Source organism: Endozoicomonas arenosclerae (assembly GCF_001562015.1).
GTDB lineage: Bacteria > Pseudomonadota > Gammaproteobacteria > Pseudomonadales > Endozoicomonadaceae > Endozoicomonas_A > Endozoicomonas_A arenosclerae.
Genome location: NZ_LASA01000118.1, coordinates 1 through 14,313 on the forward strand (window position 1 = coordinate 1; position 14,313 = coordinate 14,313).

A 14,313-nucleotide genomic window follows, 5' to 3' on the forward strand; every position below is an offset into this window, starting at 1 on the left:
TATTGGGGTAATCACTTTTGGTCAAAAGGCTACTGTGTCGATACTGTCGGAGTAGATGCAGAAATGATCCGTAAATATGTGAAGTACCAAGAAAAGAAAGAACGTCTCCAGCAGGAGATAGATTTCAGGAAATAATCTGCAATCTTGGGGCAACTCTCACCAGCCTTCTCTGAAGGCTGGCGGTTTCAGCCCCCTTATAGGGGGGGCATAAAGCAAAACCACGTTCTAAGAACGTGGATCATTTACTGGGCTGAGTCAGGCTTCTATAATAGGTTTTTGGTGTCGTGTTTCAGGAGTCATACATTGTCCATCCCTGTTGAGATCTGCATTAACAGTTTAAACCCAGACTATGTTTATCGTTCTGTCGCAGCTGCTTATGATGGCGGTGCTTCACGCATTGAGTTATGCGGAGATATGTCTGTAGGCGGTGTAACACCTGATCTTACTCACCTTGAAGCTGCAAGAGAGGCATTCAGGGATCGACCCGGTCTTCTTTGCATGATACGTCCCCGTGGTGGTGATTTTGCATTCGGTTCTGAAGAAGTCTTGCTGATGGAGAAGCAAATTTCTGATGCTGCAAAAGCAGGGGCTGACGGCGTTGTCATTGGTGCGTTGCAACTTCCTGGCAATACCATTAATAGAGATGTATTGGGGCGGCTTGTTGATACTGCAAAGACTCGCAATTTGTCTGTGACTTTCCACCGCGCCCTGGATGCAACACCTAATGTATTTGAAAGCCTGGAAGTGCTTATTCAATACGGCGTTGATCGTATTTTGAGTAGTGGAACTGCATGGGGGTCAGCAGACGGGGCTTTTGAAGGTGTGAAAATGCTTGAGCAGTTGATGCTGAGAGCGGATAAAAAGTTAGAGCTGGTGGTTGGTGGAGGTGTCGTTCCTGATAATATCCGGAAGATTCTCGACCAGCTGCCGGTAGAAAATCATCCTGTCAGTGTGCATGCCTACAGCAGTGTGCTGGAAGGGGGGGAGGTGTCCGTTGAGAGAGTCCGTTCTCTCTGTCAATCTGTGGAAGCTTTTCAGTAAAACGATCTACATAGCCTTGATCGCTTCTTCCATTTCGGTACGGATATTGTCTGACTGAGTACCAAAAATAGCCTGCATATTCTGGCCTACCACCACCACAGCGGTGGCACCTAACTGTTTGATGGCGTCCTGGTCGACGTCATCAGGGTTGTTGACAGTGACTCTGAGTCGAGTAATGCAGGCGTCCAGGTTCTTGATGTTCCCTTTTCCTCCAAATGCAAGAATGAGATTTCTGGCCAGATCACTGGAAACAGTGACTTTGGCAGCCATCTCGGACTCTTCTTCTCTGCCTGGTGTCTTGAGATCCAGCAGGGTGATCATAACCCTGAAAATAATGTAATACAGAACGGCGTATATCGCTCCCAGCCCGATTATCCATGAGGGTTTGGTGGCAATGCTGTAGTAGAGGGCATAATCAATCAGGCCATTGGAGAATGACATGGCCATCTTGATATCAAGGTAGTTGGTAATGGCATAAGCCAGACCTGCCAGCAGAGCATGGATAACGTAGAGAATGGGGGCTACAAACAGGAATGAGAATTCAATGGGTTCGGTGATACCGGTCAGCAGGGAGGTGAGTGCTGCTGATATCATTAAACCTGCTGCCTTGTGCTTGTTTTTAGGTTTGGCGCAATGCCAGATAGCTATAGCTGCTGCTGGCAAGCCAAACATCTTGAACAGGTAACCTCCGGCCAGGAATCCTGCAGTGGGGTCTCCAGCAAAGAATCGGGCAATATCACCTGTGTATACATTACCTGATGGATCAATGAATTCGCCCATTTCCATTTGGAAGGGGACATTCCAGATATGATGCAGTCCAAAGGGAATCAGAGCGCGCTCAACCACCCCGTAAACAAAACCTGCCATAACCGGGTTTTCAGTCACGGACCATTGTGAGAAGGCATCTATTCCGTCCTGAATTGGTGGCCAGATAAAGCTCAGGAGTATGCCCAGGAAAATAGCGCCAATGGCCGTGATAATTGGAACAAAGCGTTTTCCGGCAAAAAAGCCAAGATAGTCGGGCAGTTTGATCTTGTAATAGCGATTAAAGAGCCAGGCCGCCAGAATGCCTACAATGATGCCTCCGAAGACCCCCGTCTCTATGGTATCGATGCCCATGATGGAACTGGGTTCAACACCCAGTTCAGTAGCCATAATGCCCATGGTGCCGAGCATGACCACATAGCCAACGATAGCGGCTACTGAGGAAACACCATCATTGTCTGTGAGGCCAATGGCTGTCCCAATGGCAAAAATCAGAGGCAGATTGCCAAACACCATGCCGCCTGCCTGGGCCATGATGCTGGACATGAGGTCTGGAATAAAATCGAAGCCGGCACTGCCTACACCCAGCAGTATCCCTGCAACAGGTAGAACTGCGACAGGCAGCATGAGTGCCCGACCTATCTGCTGAAGTGTGCCGAATGCAGATTTGACCATTGGGAGACTCCGGGAGGAAGATTCTAATCTGAGAGCTAGCTGAAGGTTTATGAATTGATGCAAGAATAGACCAAACAGCCGTGAGCGTAGGAAAAACATTTTCAATTCAAGGTCATGTGGCTCACTTTAAAGCTCAAGGAATATGGCCATGCAGTCATGTATGGATTTGCCTCGATATAACTTCTCGATTTACACACGGATGCCATTCATCCTGAGTTTATTAAAGGGTGGTGGTATTAGGCTTCGACAGATTTAGCCCGAACGGGTTTTGAGAGTTCAGACAGGTCCTGTGTGCTGGTAGCTCTTTGATCTGAAACTCTCGAGACGTCTTTTGTATAAATTCCCATGGAACATGCTGTCAAATGAGCGCAGTTGCACAGTGATCATGGCTGAGGAGTGTCATTTTATTGTTCCTTTTTAATGTTCTTAATGCACTGAGTTTTAAGGCTTTTTTCTGAGCCTCTGAAAGGTGTGCAAAGTGAGTCGCGCTTAAAGTTTAAAGGCGGGCATTTTAAGAGTGACCTTCAGAAATTTTTAGAACCTCAGGTAATTAGCAAGATTGGAAACGTTATTTCAGGGTATGTGCTATTTAATAGCCTCACTGTATGAGCACCTAATATGACTTTATACAGCCCAGTGCTGTGCATCTGAATTTGATTGAAGGAGATAATCATGCTTAAGAAAATGCTTAAAGTGACTTCTGCTGCCGCTCTGGCTGTTTTTACTGTGAGTGCCTCAGCCGCTGACCTGGACGTGTTTGGTAATATGTTCGGAAACATGGCCAATGTGCATGTAATGAATGATGGCCAGCCCGCTTCAGAGGGTCAGGTCATGGTTATGGACACAAACGGCAATGTGGTTGGACAGGGAGAGGTTGACGGTCAAGGTCGTGCTCAGATTTACTTGCCTTTCACCAGTGGCGTTGGTACCTGGAAAATTGTTGCCAGAAGCGGTGGTATGGAACAGAGCTCAATGATTTTTAATCCGGGCCCAATGGGTCGCAGGTAAGACTTCACTGAACGGAAATAAAAAACGGAGCCGTTGGGCTCCGTTTTTTTTCGTCTTTCGATTACTGCTTGATGCTGAATGGCATACTCAAGATCAGTTTGAAATCAGTTTCATCCTGGAAGAGGTTGGTATAGCCATTCCAGGCCGTTGCATCCGTGTCATTGAAGTACTGAGTGAAGTGCAGGCCGATGTTCGCACCTTTCAAAGCACCATTCTGGATGGAGTAGTTGGCAAACAGGCTGTAAGCATACTCTTTCAGATCATCATACCCGGTGGCTTTGGAACCAAAACCGTAAGCGCCACTGATACCGGCACTGAATCCTGGCGCATCTATATCTGAAAAGTCTCGACTGGCTGAAAGGAAGAATGCCAACTCTTCATCATGGTTGAAGTCAGAGCGATTATTCCACCAGATGTCATAGGCGCCGTTAGAGCCACCAAACTGTGTGGTCAGACGATAGGTGAAGTTTTCAGAAACTCCTTTAACTTTTGATTCCGCAGATGTGTAGGTGGCTTCAGCCCTGTATGAATATTGGCCTGAAGACATGCTTGTCAGCAGGGCAAGCTGGAAAGCGGTTGAATCATACTTTTCGTCATCGCTGGTCACGTAAAGCTGTGGTGACCAGTTTACGCCGCCGGCTGTTTCACCTTTCAGTTTGATGTGAGCATTCTTTCTGTCGCCATCGGTCAGAGCACCGTAACCAACATCAAGTGCGATGCCATTTTCCAGTGTGTAGCGGGCACCTGTCGAGTAAACTTCTCCGGCATCTTTATTGAGAGTGGTTCTGAACTCGTAGTCGTTTTTATACCAGGGCGCCTTATATTGATCTGCCACCACCAGACCCAGTGATACGCCGCCAAACTGAGTGCCAATTTCACCACCGCGATAGGTACCTGGAGCAAAAGACCAGTTAACCCCTAATGTGCTGGGTACAGAAGGCTGGAAGTAACCCAGTTTGGCCGTGCTGTTCTCCCCAAGTTTGAACTTCAGGGCTGCAGTGCCTATAGAAGCGCCATTGACATTACAGTCAGTCCAGATGTTGGTGCACTTGGCGTCTTCCGGATTCTTGTCGTACGGGTTATCAACATTCCAGAAGTTCATTTCATGATCAGGACTGGCGTCCTGCCACATGTCATAGGTGGCATAAACCATAGCGTCCAGACCCACAAAGTCATTGATATAGCCAGACTGGAAGCTCAGGTTGGCAAAGGCGGAACCGTGATCGAGGTTGCTGGCCTTGGAGGTGTCTTTGCCATTGGCATCAGTACCCGCACGATCCCTGTCACGAAGGAAGAAGTTTACGCTACCGCTGATGGAGGAGTCTGCGAAGAATGGGGAGGCTTCATTGGCAACAGCACTTGAAGGGGCGGAAAAAGCAACAACAGTACTGACGGCAGCACTTAGCAGTGACCTGGTCATGATTTTCATTATTATTATGTCCCTGTGTATGTCTTGTTGGTGTGAATTTCTAACAAGGGCTGGGTAGCCAGCTGTTTGAATTCACTTTGTTATTGGACGCCATATCTGTACTGCTGGATCACAGAATGAAACCGGTTACATGTGGTTATTATTGTGCTGCATTTTCAGATCTTTGCTGTGACAGAGTTCACAAAAATGTCAATTTGGTGAAATAAAAATGAACTTTTTAAAGTGAGGGTGGCCGGTTCATTAAGGGAGGGAAAGGGAGTGCTGTCTAGTGTTTAGGCGAGTGATATCTCTTCCGCCGCAGAAGCGGCGAAAGATCAATGGAAAGCCCTGTTTATAAGGCTTTCAGACGTTCAGGGCGAAGCCTGTTGTGATACGAAATTGTAGTCGGTCAGCTCAACGCCACGATCAGCCAGCTTCTGTTTCAAAGACTCTGAATTCAGTATTTCGGTCTCTTTAACTCGCTGAATACAGTAAGAGCTCATCTGATAAAGAGCAGGGTCAATGAACGCCGGGTGACACATAAGTTCAAGAATACAGTTACTGCCCTGAGAGGCGATTTCCTGATCAACAATTTCTAGCAGCATGGCTTCACTGACATCGCCATAAAATTCATCACTGAATCGATAGCTGTATTCGCCAATGGTACTGACTTCTTTTGAATCCACCGTTCTTAAGGGGATTCCCATTTCACTGGCAATCTTTTTTACTACCGGGTAGGCGACAGGGTGGCCATAGCAGTGGTGGTGGCTGTCAAGATGAGTGGGCTTCAGACCCAATGAAATAAAATGGTCGATTTGAGCACGAAACTCTTTTTCAACTTCTTCGGGGCAGATGTTTTCATTGCCATAAAAGTCGGTCTGGGAATTAAACTGACCCGTTTCATCCGTCAGTGTCTTAAGACCCTTGCACAGAGAATGTCCGGCGGTCAGACGCAGATGAATGCCGATTTTCAGGCCGGGATACTCTTTGGCCAGCTCAACGCCATGAGCTTCGCCTGGCATACCTACCATCATGGTGGTGGAACGAACAATACCATTTTTATAGGCGTCAATGATGCCGTAGTTGACCCCTTCACTGAGCCCGTAGTCGTCGGCATTGGCAATCAGTTTCATGACTTCTCCTGTGAAAGCCGGAAGCTGTCACATGCTTTATCGTGAAAATTTATGGCTTCCCGGTGCAGTGAACCGGGAAGTGTATTTCAGTGAGCGCGTCTGGATTACTTCTTCAGATCAAACTGAGGCAGGTAGTCGGCATTTTGCTCCAGAATGTCATCCAGAATGGACTTGGCAATCTTGGCACTGGGGATCAGCGGATTGGCGGTCAGTGCCTGCAGAGCTTTGCTGTAATCTCCGTGAACGGCAGCTTCAACCGCCAGAGATTCATAAGACTTCACTGAACGGGCCAGGCCAATCTGGTTTTCAGCCAGTTCACCCATAGAGATCGGGTGGGCACCGCCACTGTCAATGACAGAACTGATTTCCACGACACAATCATCAGGCATATTGCTGATGGCGCCATTGTTAACAGTGTTTACAACATTGATCATGCCCGTGTCATTGAACAAAGAGTCCACCAGGTTCAGGGATACGTCGGAGTAATAAGCACCACCCCGTTTTTCCAGCTGAGGGGGTTTGATGTCCAGATTCGGGTCACGGTATAGCTCGAACAGTTCTTCTTCTGTTTTCATGACCTGTTCAGCACGGGTTCCTTTGGACTTGGCGGCTTCCTGCTCTTCAGCCAGCATTTCGTCCTGCATGTAGAAGTAGCGGTGGTAAGGGCAGGGGATGACGCCCAGGCCACGCAGGAAGTCTGGATCCCAGGGAGATTCATGAATGTTGTTCATATTCATGTGAGCGCCGTCGCACAGTTTCTCGATCAGGTCGCCGGTAATGTCTTTTCCATCCAGACGAACATCGCTCATCCAGACCAGGTGGTTCAGGCCTGCAAATGTGGTTTTGATGCGATCAAAGTCAACGTTGAAAGCCTTGGCCACATCGTGATGCATGTGGATAGGGACGTTACACAGACCCAGAGCTTTGACTTTGGTGTACTTGGTGATGGCCTCGGTCACCATGCCTGCCGGGTTGGTGAAGTTGATCAGCCAGGCATCCGGAGCCAACTCTTCGATGTCATGACAGATATCCAGAAGAACAGGGATGGTTCTCAGGGCTTTAGCCAGGCCGCCCGGTCCAGTGGTCTCCTGACCAATGACATTGTATTTCAGAGGAATGCGCTCATCACGAGCACGAGCCGCCAGTCCACCCACACGCAGCTGGGTCATGATAAAGCTGGCATCTTTGATGGCTTCGCGACGATCCAGAGTTGCACGAACAGTGATGTCCAGGCCAGCTTTGGAAACCATGCGCTGAGCCAGACGGGTAACGATTTCAAGCTTTTCGCGGCCGGCGTCAATATCCACCAGATCAATCTGTGCCACGGGCAGGCGATCGGCTCTTTTGATCACCCCTTCAATCAGTTCTGGCGTGTAACTACTGCCACCACCAATAACGGCGAGTTTCAGTTTTTTCATCTGTATACCTTCACTTCCGACTGCTGCCTTGGCCTGCCTGGATAAAGATTGAATCGGCAGGAACTCAGGCTGCAGAAAATGTTTTTACTATCAAAATGCAGCCATCGGGATGCAGCTGTTTCTAATCATTCAGATGAGGCTGCACTATCTAGCTTTTGGCTGTTTTTTTAAGCTCATGGCTTTTCGGACAGCAGTCGTTTCAGGCTTTGCAAAGCTCTTGTTTTGAGCCAGCAGACACAGACTACGGGCAGAGGACTGTCTGACCGAAAGCTAATTGAGTTTCCTTACTGAATTTCTCAGGCGCAGCTCCCCTTCAAAATGGGTGTGATCCGGCCTGGTAAAACCCTCCTCCCTGAGTCGATTCATTAACAGTGTGCCGGCGACGCTGGCCATCTCGGTTACGGGGAAATGCAGAGCTGTGACATGTGGGGTGAGGAATGTGCACAGGTCCACACTGTCGTAACTGATCAGGGAAACGTCTTCGGGAACACGGATATTGCTCTCACGAAATGCATCCATACAGCCCGCAGCCATCTCTTCACTGCAGGCATAAACAGCGGTAAAGGGTTTACCGGTAGAAAGCAGTTGTTTAGCACCTTCATATCCGGCTTCTCTCGTATAGTTGCCTTCTGTGACCAGGTCCATATCCAGAGCTATGTCGTGTCGTGTCAGGGCATTGGCATAACCCTGAAAGCGTTCTTTGGCCTTGGATTTGGTCAGCTTACCGGCCAGACAGGCTATATCGGTGTGACCATTCTTGAGCAGAATTTCTACCGCACTGTCACTGGCTTTGATGTGATCAAAGGTGATGCAGCGCTCAGCAAGGGCATCGACATAGCGATCAAGAAGTACAAAGGGAGGCGCGGTTTCGGCAATGGCTATCAGTTCGTCATCACTCAGGTAACGTACGTGAAGCAGAAGGCCATCGACCCTCATGTTGATCAGGTAATCAATGGCAGCGCGTTCACTTTCCGCACTGTGCTTGCCCTGGGTGACAATCATGACTTTTCCGGCAGAGTCCACTACCTGCTGAACTTCGGCCATCAGGTCGCCAAAGAAGCCACCTCGGAAAGACGAAATCATCAAACCAATGGTGTTGGTGGTGTTGCTGGCCAGAGACTGAGCGACAGGGTTTGGGCGGTATTTTAAATCGTCGATAGCGGCCTTCACCCGCAGGCGTGTGGCCTCAGTGACCTGCCCGGTGTTGTTCAGTACCCTGGAGACTGTTGCCCGGGATACTTTTGCTCGCTCTGCGACGTCTTTTATTGTTGCCATTAGTCCAATCCTGCGTAAAAGGCTACCCGACCCTTTTCTTCACGGCTCTCTTGCGATTGCGCTATGGGCATGTGAAGTCCGGATCACTGTGTTGCAGCCAGAAAGTCTTTGTCTGCAGTTATGAGTAAGAAAGAGCCCTTTTATGGAAAACCATGGGAAAAAGGCAATTTCTCCTCTGAAATGCTGTGATCCGGCCATTATTACTGCTGATCGACTTTTTTGTGAAGTGTTATCAACTCCTGAACCATTTCCTGAGCCAGCATGGAGGTCATCAAATGATCCTGAGCATGCACCATTACCAGTGTCATGGGTGTCTTGCCTTCACCCTGATCTTCCTCGATCAGTTGTGTCTGAACCTTATGGGCTTCTTTGGCGGCTTCCTGAGACTGGGCCATCATCTCTTCAGCGCCCTGGTAGTCGCCTGTTTTTGCTTTCGACAAGGCTTCATAAGCGCAGCTTCGGGCCTGGCCAGAGTTGATGATGATCTCCATTACGGCGGATTCAAGATCCATGGTGATACTCCTGTCTGGAAAACGGTTACCCAATAAGCTGAAAGTGTTTTTATGAAAAGTACTTTCAGCTACTGAAAAATCAGTTGTGAAGCTCAGTTTACACTGTGTTTGTTCATGGTGTAACCGGTTTCTGAAACCGGTTACATTATGGTTGACATAAATCAAAAAACCAAGTTGCTGGCCGTCATACTGAGAAGCTTGTCACAAATAAACATTATCGAAGATAACAGTAGTGAGTTAACAGTATTCTGTTTTGAGCAGGCTGGTTGCAGTTAACCGTTTTCAGTCATTCATGGCAGGTTCTTGCAGCTAAATGTTTAAGGTGAATCCGACTGCAACAGTCAACTTTTTGCTCCTGACTTTCTATCTGCTTAAAACTGTCCACTGATAACCCACTACTGAAAACTATCGTGGATAGGTATAAGTCGCAATAAATTGATCTGGGTCAAAATTCTGATGTCGGTAAATACGTATGATGAAGTCACTCAGGCAAATCAACAAAAACACCAACAGCGCCAGGGAATTCAGGGATATAACAAAGAGAAGCGGGAGCCAGTGACAAGCCAGCCAGTCAAATACCCGGGTTTGAGGGGACCCAGGGTATTTTTTTATGGTTAAAATTTTTCCATGTCTGAGGGTGATGTAAATACTTTCTGTCGATCAGGGCTGATTTATGTCCTGAAAAATTGTTTCTAGTCCCCGTGGCTGTTTATTATGAAGGTAAGGGCTTTATCCTATAAGGGCAGAAGATTCTTCTGATCTTCACCAGATATCTTTTCAGGGCTTTCTTACCATGCAGATACTGATTACCGGTGGAACAGGATTTATTGGTCGGAGGCTGGTGGCCAAACTCCTGTCAAAGGGGCACCGGCTCACTGTTTTGAGTCGCCAGGATGCTAAAGAAGTTCGTCGTTTACTCACCAGCGAAGTGAAGCCGGTTAAATCCTTATCAGCCGTAAATCCATCAGTAGCTTTTGACGCCGTCATCAACCTGGCAGGCGAAGGCGTTATGGATGAACGCTGGACACCCGCCAGAAAAAGACAGTTGTTAGACAGCAGAGTGACGCTCACCTCTGAGCTGGTAGATCTGATAGAAAGAATGGAAAATCGTCCTGCCTGCCTGATCAGTGGCTCAGCCATTGGCTATTACGGTGGGAGGGACGATGATGTCCGACTGGACGAATCTTCCGGGACCGGCAACGATTTTTCTGCAGGTCTTTGTATCCGCTGGGAACAGGCTGCGCAACGGGCAGAATCTCTTGGCTTGAGAGTTTGTCAGATAAGAACCGGTGTAGTTTTACATCCTGAAGGGGGTGCGCTGCATGAGATGGTGCCTCCATTCAGGCTGGGAATAGGTGGCCCTTTTGGTTCAGGTAAACAAGTGATGTCGTGGATTCACATGGATGATATGGTGAATGCATTGCTGTTTTTACTGGAGAGCGAGACTGCACAAGGGGCATATAACGCCACTGCACCTGGAGCTGTCAGTAATAAAGTATTCGCCAAAACTCTGGCCGCTACTCTAAACCGTCCTGCCTTTCTCCCGATGCCAGCTGTGGTTTTGAAGTTAATGCTGGGGGAGTCTTCTGAAATGCTGCTGAAAGGTCAGAATGTTTACCCGGAACACCTTTTGGCTGAGGGTTTTCAGTTCGAGTATCCTGACTTGAAGACAGCTCTGAGCCAGCTGATCACAGACTAGCGCAAAAAAATGATCTAAAAATGCCGTTTAATGATTCGTTTTATAATAGAATGATTCTCTTTTCCATTCTGGGGAGCGATTGAGCGGCAGCTGCAATCTTCTTTTCTGTACCCTTCTGATGGGTTTACCACTTCAACCAGAGAGTGGAACCTCTATGTCGCAATAAGCTGTAAGTACTGACAGTTATGAGTAGCAGGGTGTCTTTCTATATCCTCACAATGGAAAAACGTTCAAAGTAACGGCCATGAGCATAATCAGTCATTTCGTCGCTTCAGTCGATGGAGTGATCCTCATGGGCCAGCCATGAGCGAAAACAATTACGAGTGAAACTATGCAGTGCCTTTGACGGAGTAAAGGTTCTGCATGCTACGGATTATCAAAGCATGACCCAGGCACTGGAAATACAGGATCTACGAAAACAATACGACAATGGTTTTCAAGCCCTGAAAGGGATAGATCTTTCTGTCGAAGAAGGGGACTTTTACGCCCTGCTGGGACCCAACGGTGCTGGCAAATCGACCACTATCGGTATCATCTCATCGCTGGTTCGCAAGAGTTCCGGCTCGGTCTCTGTATTCGGACACGATATTGATACTGACCTTGTCAAAGCTAAGCGGATGCTGGGGGTTGTTCCTCAGGAGTTCAACTTTAACCAGTTTGAAAAAGTCGAAGACATTATTGTCACCCAGGCCGGATATTATGGGATTCCAGCAAAAGAAGCCCGCAGTCGTGCTGAAAAATACCTGAAGCAGCTGGGCCTCTGGGATAAGCGACACAATGTCTCAAGAATGTTGTCCGGCGGTATGAAACGCCGTCTGATGATTGTCAGGGCATTGGTGCATCAACCAAAGCTGTTGATTCTTGATGAACCAACGGCCGGCGTTGATATCGAATTGCGCCGTTCTCTCTGGGATTTTCTGCGTGAAATCAATGAGCAGGGCACCACGATTATCCTGACCACTCACTATCTCGAAGAAGCTGAGCAGCTTTGCCGTAACATCGGCATTATCGATCGCGGTGAGATTGTCGAGAATACCAGCACCAAAGAACTGTTGAGCAAGCTCCAGCAGGAAAGCTTTGTTCTGGACCTTAACAAGCCTATTGATGATCTGCCAACATTTGCCGGTTATACCGTGAAGAAAGTGGATAACAGCAGTATCGAGGTTGAGGTTGGAAAGCATCAGGGCGTGAATGATCTGTTCCAGCAATTGAGTGAATACCGCATTGAAGTTGCCAGTATGAGAAACAAGTCCAACCGACTTGAGGAACTGTTTGTCAATCTGACTTCTGACACGAATGAACCCGCTAATGGCAGTGCAGTTGAGAAGAGGGGAAGCGCACAGTGAGTGAATGGAAGTATAACCTGGTTGCGTTTAACACCATTTTCAGCAAGGAAATTCGCCGGTTCATGCGCATCTGGCCGCAGACTTTGTTGCCACCTGCGATCACCATGTCATTGTACTTCGTCATTTTTGGTGCCGTCATTGGCTCCAGAGTGGGGGAAATGGGTGGCTTTGACTACATGACCTTCGTCGTGCCAGGCCTGGTCATGATGGCAGTGATTACCAACAGTTTCAGTAATGTGGCTTCCAGCTTTTTCAGCAATAAGTTCCAGAAAAGCATTGAAGAACTGTTGGTTTCCCCTGTGCCAAACTGGATTATTCTGGCGGGCTATACCATGGGCGGCGTAGTCAGAGGTTTGTATGTCGGTATCCTGGTAATGATCCTTGGGGCTTTCTTTGTAGAGCTGCAGGTGCATCATATGCTCATTACCCTGCTGGCTGTTTTCCTGACAGCAACACTGTTTGCCTTGGGTGGCTTTATTAACGCAGTGTTTGCCAGAAAGTTCGATGATGTGGCGATTATTCCTACCTTTGTACTGACACCTCTGACATATCTGGGTGGTGTTTTTTACTCTGTGGACGTGCTACCTGAGCCTTTCAGATCCCTCTCAATGCTGAACCCAATCCTGTATCAGGTGAATGCATTCCGTTACGGCATCCTGGGTCAGGACAGTGGCATCAGTATTGGCTGGGCTTTCGTTGTGATGATAGTGGCAATTGTGATTATGGCCGCCTGGGCACTGCATCTGCTACGAGTCGGTAAAGGTTTGAGAAACTAAAACAATTGATCTATCTAACGGGGCTTTCATAGCCCGTTTGTTTGCTGCCTGATAATACTTGGAACAAACGTTCATAGTTCTTTTCCGGAAATACCTTGCTTACCCTGATTTCTGTCTATTAAACAATCGTACTTCTGGCAGACTATGCTTCATCTGCGTATCATTTGGCGGTTTTGCAGATTGCACGGCACAGGCTCCTGGTGCAACTGAGCGTTAAACCCTAAACCGTTCGCACTGAGCCTGTCGAAGTGCATTTCCAGCATCCTTCGACAAGCTCAGGATGAACGGAGTAGGTATGACAATTAACGCTTGGCAGTACTAGGAAGTCAGGTTATTTGACTGTGCTGAGTTAAATAGGGTCTGGCAGGAATAGCCCGGCTTTTAATCCTTTTGCCAGATCTCAACAGGTCAGATAGTAGTTATGAGCGAGTTAGTAAATGCTTCCCCCCTGGGAAAGTTCAGTGAGTACCAGACTCAGTACAATCCGGAATTGTTGTTCCCCATTCCCCGAAAGGAGAAGCAGGTTGAACTGGGCCTGGACCCGGAAAGTCTGCCCTTTGTTGGCAGTGATGTATGGTTTGGCTATGAGTTGTCCTGGCTGAATGCCAAGGGTAAGCCCCTGGCTATGGTAGGGCGGTTCGAGTTGCCCTGTAACTCTCCCAGCCTGATCGAATCCAAATCTTTCAAGCTCTATCTGAACTCATTCAACCAGACAAAGTTCGACTCAGTTGAGCAGGTTCAGTCGGTGATGGAAAAAGATTTGAGCCAAAGCGCCGGCGCGCCAGTAAAAGTGAAACTGATGACTGTGGCTGAAATGGAGGCTTTTGGTTTCAAGCCTGCTCCAGGTACAGGGGTGGATGAGTTGGATGTGGCTATTGATTGTTACGACTATAAACCAGACCTGTTGAAAAAAGCTGATGGCATAAGAGATGAAACTATTCACTCTCACTTGCTGAAATCCAATTGCCCGGTGACCGGTCAACCCGATTGGGGGACAGTTGTTGTTAAATACAAGGGCGAAGCCATTGACCATGAGTCTTTCCTGAGATTTATCTGTTCGTTCAGAGGTCATCAGGAATTTCATGAGCAGTGTGTTGAAAGGGTCTTTACTGAGATTCAGACCCGATTCCAGATGGAATCCCTGACGGTTTATGCCCGTTACGTAAGGCGTGGTGGGTTGGACATTAATCCATGGCGCAGTACTGATCAGGCTGAGCAAGATGATCTGCGTCTGATCAGGCAGTAAAAAATACGCCC

At 48.0% G+C, this 14,313-nt stretch carries 13 protein-coding genes; 7 read left to right on the plus strand and 6 right to left on the minus strand.

Features of this window, described 5'->3' with window-relative positions:
• Window positions 1–135: transposase (locus WG89_RS18570; RefSeq protein WP_172806862.1), on the plus strand; the 135-nt coding region annotated here is incomplete at its 5' end.
• A gap of 168 nt (window positions 136–303) precedes the next feature.
• Complete coding sequence (locus WG89_RS18575; protein ID WP_062268629.1) at window positions 304–1,041, plus strand: copper homeostasis protein CutC; 738 nt, start codon at window positions 304–306, stop codon at window positions 1,039–1,041.
• 6 nt (window positions 1,042–1,047) lie between these two features.
• On the opposite strand, the gene ptsG is transcribed toward WG89_RS18575, so the two are convergent.
• Window positions 1,048–2,481: a PTS glucose transporter subunit IIBC gene (gene ptsG, locus WG89_RS18580; RefSeq protein WP_062268630.1), complete on the minus strand. Its 1,434-nt coding sequence runs from the start codon at window positions 2,479–2,481 to the stop codon at window positions 1,048–1,050.
• A gap of 672 nt (window positions 2,482–3,153) precedes the next feature.
• Here ptsG and WG89_RS18585 point away from each other — a divergent pair.
• The gene (locus WG89_RS18585; protein ID WP_062268631.1) at window positions 3,154–3,489 is read left to right on the plus strand and encodes a hypothetical protein; all 336 of its coding nucleotides are present in this window, start codon (window positions 3,154–3,156) and stop codon (window positions 3,487–3,489) included.
• Between the two features lie 61 nt (window positions 3,490–3,550).
• Here the strand turns inward: WG89_RS18585 and WG89_RS18590 are convergent, their stop codons facing one another.
• The 5 genes from WG89_RS18590 to chbA all read right to left on the minus strand — a co-directional run bounded on the left by WG89_RS18590 (window position 3,551) and on the right by chbA (window position 9,235).
• Window positions 3,551–4,918, minus strand: a complete 1,368-nt coding sequence (locus WG89_RS18590; protein ID WP_062268632.1) for an OprD family porin — start codon at window positions 4,916–4,918, stop codon at window positions 3,551–3,553.
• A 350-nt stretch (window positions 4,919–5,268) separates the two neighbouring features.
• On the minus strand, window positions 5,269–6,030 hold the full coding sequence (gene chbG / locus WG89_RS18595) for a chitin disaccharide deacetylase (protein ID WP_062268633.1): 762 nt from the start codon (window positions 6,028–6,030) through the stop codon (window positions 5,269–5,271).
• Window positions 6,031–6,134: 104 nt separating this feature from the next.
• Window positions 6,135–7,448 carry a 6-phospho-beta-glucosidase gene (locus WG89_RS18600; RefSeq protein ID WP_062268634.1) on the minus strand — a complete coding sequence of 438 codons (1,314 nt, stop codon included), beginning with the start codon at window positions 7,446–7,448 and terminating at the stop codon, window positions 6,135–6,137.
• 270 nt (window positions 7,449–7,718) lie between these two features.
• Entirely contained in the window at window positions 7,719–8,723 is a 1,005-nt protein-coding gene (locus tag WG89_RS18605) for a LacI family DNA-binding transcriptional regulator (RefSeq protein ID WP_062268635.1), read from the minus strand.
• 200 nt (window positions 8,724–8,923) lie between these two features.
• Window positions 8,924–9,235 carry a PTS N,N'-diacetylchitobiose transporter subunit IIA gene (gene chbA / locus WG89_RS18610; RefSeq protein ID WP_062268740.1) on the minus strand — a complete coding sequence of 104 codons (312 nt, stop codon included), beginning with the start codon at window positions 9,233–9,235 and terminating at the stop codon, window positions 8,924–8,926.
• A gap of 793 nt (window positions 9,236–10,028) precedes the next feature.
• On the opposite strand from chbA, the gene WG89_RS18620 reads away from it, so the two are divergent.
• The 4 genes from WG89_RS18620 (at window position 10,029) to queF (ending at window position 14,302) form a co-directional block, all read left to right on the plus strand.
• Window positions 10,029–10,934, plus strand: a complete 906-nt coding sequence (locus tag WG89_RS18620) for a TIGR01777 family oxidoreductase (protein WP_062268637.1) — start codon at window positions 10,029–10,031, stop codon at window positions 10,932–10,934.
• A 383-nt stretch (window positions 10,935–11,317) separates the two neighbouring features.
• Window positions 11,318–12,280 carry an ABC transporter ATP-binding protein gene (locus tag WG89_RS18625; protein WP_062268638.1) on the plus strand — a complete coding sequence of 321 codons (963 nt, stop codon included), beginning with the start codon at window positions 11,318–11,320 and terminating at the stop codon, window positions 12,278–12,280.
• Entirely contained in the window at window positions 12,277–13,056 is a 780-nt protein-coding gene (locus WG89_RS18630; RefSeq protein WP_062268639.1) for an ABC transporter permease, read from the plus strand. Before WG89_RS18625 ends, WG89_RS18630 begins: the two co-directional genes overlap by 4 nt.
• A 421-nt stretch (window positions 13,057–13,477) precedes the next feature.
• Window positions 13,478–14,302, plus strand: coding sequence for an NADPH-dependent 7-cyano-7-deazaguanine reductase QueF (gene queF / locus WG89_RS18635; protein ID WP_062268640.1), 825 nt, complete (start codon window positions 13,478–13,480; stop codon window positions 14,300–14,302).
• Window positions 14,303–14,313 lie beyond the last annotated feature (11 nt).

Bases quoted from the DNA above. Each gene is read 5' to 3' on its own strand.
- chbA (WP_062268740.1), bottom strand. From the start codon at position 9,235: ATGGATCTTGAATCCGCCGTAATGGAGATCATCATCAACTCTGGCCAG.
- chbG (WP_062268633.1), bottom strand. From the start codon at position 6,030: ATGAAACTGATTGCCAATGCCGACGACTACGGGCTCAGTGAAGGGGTC.
- WG89_RS18600 (WP_062268634.1), bottom strand. From the start codon at position 7,448: ATGAAAAAACTGAAACTCGCCGTTATTGGTGGTGGCAGTAGTTACACG.
- WG89_RS18605 (WP_062268635.1), bottom strand. From the start codon at position 8,723: ATGGCAACAATAAAAGACGTCGCAGAGCGAGCAAAAGTATCCCGGGCA.
- WG89_RS18625 (WP_062268638.1), top strand. From the start codon at position 11,318: ATGACCCAGGCACTGGAAATACAGGATCTACGAAAACAATACGACAAT.
- WG89_RS18590 (WP_062268632.1), bottom strand. From the start codon at position 4,918: ATGAAAATCATGACCAGGTCACTGCTAAGTGCTGCCGTCAGTACTGTT.
- queF (WP_062268640.1), top strand. From the start codon at position 13,478: ATGAGCGAGTTAGTAAATGCTTCCCCCCTGGGAAAGTTCAGTGAGTAC.
- ptsG (WP_062268630.1), bottom strand. From the start codon at position 2,481: ATGGTCAAATCTGCATTCGGCACACTTCAGCAGATAGGTCGGGCACTC.
- WG89_RS18585 (WP_062268631.1), top strand. From the start codon at position 3,154: ATGCTTAAGAAAATGCTTAAAGTGACTTCTGCTGCCGCTCTGGCTGTT.
- WG89_RS18620 (WP_062268637.1), top strand. From the start codon at position 10,029: ATGCAGATACTGATTACCGGTGGAACAGGATTTATTGGTCGGAGGCTG.